The sequence below is a fragment of the Acidimicrobiales bacterium genome (assembly GCA_035533095.1).
Taxonomy (GTDB): Bacteria; Actinomycetota; Acidimicrobiia; order Acidimicrobiales; family Palsa-688; genus DATLUM01.
In genome coordinates this window covers 1-3908 of record DATLUM010000109.1, presented here as the reverse complement: position 1 = coordinate 3908, position 3908 = coordinate 1, and the positions used below count along the sequence as shown (strand labels likewise).

Here is a 3908-nt window from a genome sequence, read left to right as displayed (position 1 = left end):
TGGACCACGACGCGAGATCGCGATGACGTCGTGTCGCGCCTCGACGAGCGCAACCGCCAGCGCCCGCCCGACGAACCCGTTCGCCCCCACCACCGCGATTCTCACCACTCCACCATGCACCATCGACTGATCAGCATGGTGCGCAGCCTCTCGCCCCCCTATCGCGGCAGTGAAGGGCCTCGCACGACGCTGTACGGGTGAAAGGAGCCGACCTCACCGGGGCGGGACCGCGACCACCGATGAGCACCCTCGACGCGTGCCGCTAGGAGACGAACCCGAACTGCACCCGTTGCCCGTCGCCCACATTCGCATCCAGGGTCCGACCATCGAGTATTGGAGCGATCTGCGCGTCCACGAACACGTGCGTTCCCGAGTGATCCACCACCTCGTCGCCGGTTTCGGGGCGATCGGAAATCGACAAACCGAGTTCGATTTGGTTGCCGTCGTCCTTGCGGGAGAAGATCCGGAGTCCCGCGTCGGGCCGGTCGCCTACCAGCCCGCGGATCGCCTCGGCTGCACCTTCGGTCAGATTGAGCATTTGTGCCTCCTTAGCCTCGAAGCTGACGAGAGCACATACCCAAGACGGTCGACGAGAAACGCCCCACTTGGAGATTCGCCCGACAGTCCCAGAGCGCTCGCTTGGGCGAGAATGTTGTCGTGAGGAGCGGGGAGGCCTTCGACTCGGTTCTGGCGGCAGCGAAAACCGGCGCGGAGTGGGCCTTCGGAGCTCTATACGACGATTACAACCCTCGGCTTCTGCGGTACTTCGCAGCGAGAGCACCACGAGCCGCAGAAGACCTTGCCGCGGACACATGGATGGGTGTTGCGTCGAGACTCGGCTCGTTCGAAGGGGACGAGGAGCAGTTCCGCTCGTGGTTGTTCACGATCGCTCACCGCCGGCTCGTCGACCATTGGAGGCAGCGTTCCCAGGAAGAGGCCGACATGGCCTCCCCCGGACCGGAGACGGCCGCGGAGGGTCCCGAGGACTTGGTCGTCGGGGCTGCGAGCGCTCAGGCTGCCGCTCTCAGGATCGCAGCGGTGCTGAGCCCTGACCAGGCTGAGGTGGTCCTGCTGAGGGTGCTCGGCGGGCTGGACGTCGAGCAGGTGGCAGAGATCCTCGGTAAGCGGCCGGGGACGATCCGGGTGCTGCAACACCGGGCCCTGAAGAAGTTGGCTGACGAAATTTCTCTCGAGGATGTAACGGGATGACCATGGAAAGCGATAGCTCAGGCGAGATGCACCGTTTACCGTTCCGTGAGCCGTCGTTCAACGACGAAATGGCCGAGCGCCTCCTTTCGGGTCACATTCCGGCTTCGGACGCGTCGCACCCCTACCACGGGCTCGCGTCGTTGTTCGAGACAGTCGCCGGTAGCCCGATCCCTGAGGAGACGGCTCACAAGGTGGGTGTCGTTGCCGCCGCGTTGGCAGCCCTGGAGGCGACGACACCGGTGCACTCGTCCGCCACCGCGTCGCAGACGCAGATATCTAGGAGACGTTCGATGCTGTCCAAGCTCTTGACTGCCAAGGCCGCCACGGCCGCAACCATCGCGGCCCTGGGGCTCGGCACCGCCGCCGCTGCCGCCACGGGATCGCTGCCCATGCAGAGCAGCCACGCCAACTCGCATGCCAGCGCCGGCCTCGCCATCGCCGCGTCGAGCGCCTCGGGCAGCAACACGAACGGCAACTCGACTGGGCACGGCAAGAACTCGGCCTCCCCGAACTCGACCGGGGCAGCGAACAATCCCAACGCGCAGTTCGGGCTCTGCACCGCGTTCATGGCTCACCACCCGATGGGCACGACGCTGAGCAGCGTTCCGTCGGACTCGTCCAAGACGTTCAGTGCTCTTATCACCCTCAAGGGTGGCCTCTCCGGAACCCAGGGCTACTGCGAGGGAGTGGTGACCTCCGGCCATGCCTCTGTCAACGCCGGCACTGACCAGAACGGCCAGACGGGCGACACCGGCAACAAGCCGTCCAGCCCCGGCAGCCAATCGGACAACGCCGGCCAGCCGAGCACGACCCCGCCGGTGGCCACCCCGAACTCTGGGGGTACCGGTACGGCGGACACCGCCAGCGGCAACGCCAGCACCAACGGGACCGGCACTGCGGCGACCAGCAGCAGCGGCGCCAGCACCTCCGGATCGGGCAACCCCAGCGGTCACTGAGACCTCGCGGGTTGAACTCGGGGACGAAACGGATCTGGGGGGAACCGTTTCGTCCCCGAAACGCGTCCGGGGGTCCGCGGGCCAGGCGGGTCCTTGATCACGTGTACCTGGGATGGAAAGCTCGGGCGGATGGGACTCTCCGAGCGCGAGCGGGCCATCCTCGACTTCGAGAGGTCCTGGTGGAAGCAACCTGGTCGAAAGCAGGACGCGATAAGGGAGAGGTTCGGCCTTTCGGCGGCCCGCTACCGCCAGCTACTGGCTTCACTGATCGACCGGCCCGGGGCGCAGGAGCTCGATCCGCTGCTCGTACGTAGGTTGCGACGAGCGCGCGACATGCGCCGGCGGGCACGATTCGAGGGCAGGCAGGCGCCCAGCACGGGTGGGGGATCCGGCGGCTGGAGAGCCAGGTGAGCGACGCGGGCGGCGCGGCGGGCCCCGGCCGGCGCAACGACGGCGGCACCCAGACGGGTAAGGCGATCCTCGTCATCGTCGTCGTGATGGTGCTCGGCTGGATCGTGTTGCGCCACAGCCCGAGCACGCACGGCACGACAGCGCAGCGCACCTCGGTAAGCGTCACCACCACGACTGTCCCGACGACCACGACGACCCTCGTCGCGCCCGCCAGCATCAAGGTCCAGGTGCTCAACGGCACCGGCAGCGGGAACTTGGCCGGTCAGTGGAGCAGCAAGCTGAAGACCACGGCCGGGTACAACACCCTTGCGCCTGACGACGCGACGTCGAAGGTGACCACCTCGGCGATCTACGTGATCACTCCGGGATACGTCCCCGAGGCTTACGCGTTGGCTACCGCGGTCGGTCTCCCCCAAAGCGCCGTGAACACCACAGTTCCCGCCCCCAGCTCCGCTCCGATCCCGACCAGCGAGCGCTCCAAGGCGGACCTGGTCCTCGTGATCGGGCCAGACCTCGCGTCGAACGCCTGACCAGGGCCACCTACCTCGAGCCATTCCTGCGGGAACCGGATTCGGCCGGGATATTCCTCGACTTCGACGGAACCCTCGCCCCGATCGTCGATGATCCGGGCGCGGCTCGCCCTCTCGCGGGGGTGGCCGGGTCGCTCGGCAGGCTCGCCGTACGCTTCAGGCGGGTTGTGGTGATATCGGGCCGGCCGGTGTCGTACCTGGTCGAGCAGCTTGCGCAGGGCGCCGGCGCTGGTGCCAGCGGTGCGCAGTTGGTCGGCCTTTACGGAATGGAGCGGGTCCGCAAGGACAACGACGGCAAGCTCCGCATCGAGGAGTCGCCCGAGGCCGCTCCGTGGCGACAGGCACTGTCGGCTGCTGCCGCTCTAGCGGAGTCCGTAGCGCCGGCGGGAGTCACCGTCGAGCGCAAGGGCCTCGCCGTGACGCTCCATTACAGGCGCGCGCCGCAGAACTCAGGCTGGGTGCAGGAATTCGGGGCCGCGGAGGCGGATCGCACCGGGCTCGTCGCCCATCCCGGCAAGATGTCGGTCGAGTTGCGACCTCCCGTGGGGAGCGACAAGGGGACAGTCGTGGAGGAGCTCGCCGGCGGCTTGCGGGCGGTGTTCTTCGCCGGCGACGACGTCGGCGATGTGCCGGCGTTCGAGGCCCTGCGCCGGTTGCGCAACGCGGGCGTCGTCACCCTGTCCGTCGCGGTCGGTGGGGCGGAGGCCCGGCCGGAGGTCCTCGAGGCTGCGGACTTGGTGGTCGACGGGCCGGAGGGCGTGCTCCATCTCCTCGAGGAGATGGCTAGTGGGTAGGCTAAATA

The 3908-nt window shown here is 67.7% G+C and carries 6 protein-coding genes; 5 read left to right on the top strand and 1 reads right to left on the bottom strand.

Annotated elements, in window-relative coordinates:
- Window positions 1-262: 262 nt before the first annotated feature.
- Complete coding sequence (locus VNF71_14010; GenBank protein HVA75669.1) at window positions 263-538, bottom strand: hypothetical protein; 276 nt, start codon at window positions 536-538, stop codon at window positions 263-265.
- 119 nt (window positions 539-657) lie between these two features.
- Between VNF71_14010 and VNF71_14005 the strand changes: the two genes are divergently transcribed.
- From VNF71_14005 to otsB, 5 genes are all read left to right on the top strand, one after another.
- The gene (locus VNF71_14005; protein HVA75668.1) at window positions 658-1209 is read left to right on the top strand and encodes a sigma-70 family RNA polymerase sigma factor; all 552 of its coding nucleotides are present in this window, start codon (window positions 658-660) and stop codon (window positions 1207-1209) included.
- Window positions 1206-2165: a hypothetical protein gene (locus VNF71_14000; protein ID HVA75667.1), complete on the top strand. Its 960-nt coding sequence runs from the start codon at window positions 1206-1208 to the stop codon at window positions 2163-2165. Before VNF71_14005 ends, VNF71_14000 begins: the two co-directional genes overlap by 4 nt.
- Window positions 2166-2258: 93 nt before the next feature.
- On the top strand, window positions 2259-2576 hold the full coding sequence (locus VNF71_13995; protein HVA75666.1) for a DUF3263 domain-containing protein: 318 nt from the start codon (window positions 2259-2261) through the stop codon (window positions 2574-2576).
- Entirely contained in the window at window positions 2573-3106 is a 534-nt protein-coding gene (locus tag VNF71_13990; GenBank protein HVA75665.1) for a LytR C-terminal domain-containing protein, read from the top strand. Before VNF71_13995 ends, VNF71_13990 begins: the two co-directional genes overlap by 4 nt.
- On the top strand, window positions 3103-3900 hold the full coding sequence (gene otsB, locus VNF71_13985; GenBank protein HVA75664.1) for a trehalose-phosphatase: 798 nt from the start codon (window positions 3103-3105) through the stop codon (window positions 3898-3900). Before VNF71_13990 ends, otsB begins: the two co-directional genes overlap by 4 nt.
- Window positions 3901-3908: the final 8 nt, after the last annotated feature.

Coding starts and splice junctions, on each gene's coding strand:
- VNF71_14010 (HVA75669.1), bottom strand. CDS start 538: ATGCTCAATCTGACCGAAGGTGCAGCCGAGGCGATCCGCGGGCTGGTA.
- VNF71_14000 (HVA75667.1), top strand. CDS start 1,206: ATGACCATGGAAAGCGATAGCTCAGGCGAGATGCACCGTTTACCGTTC.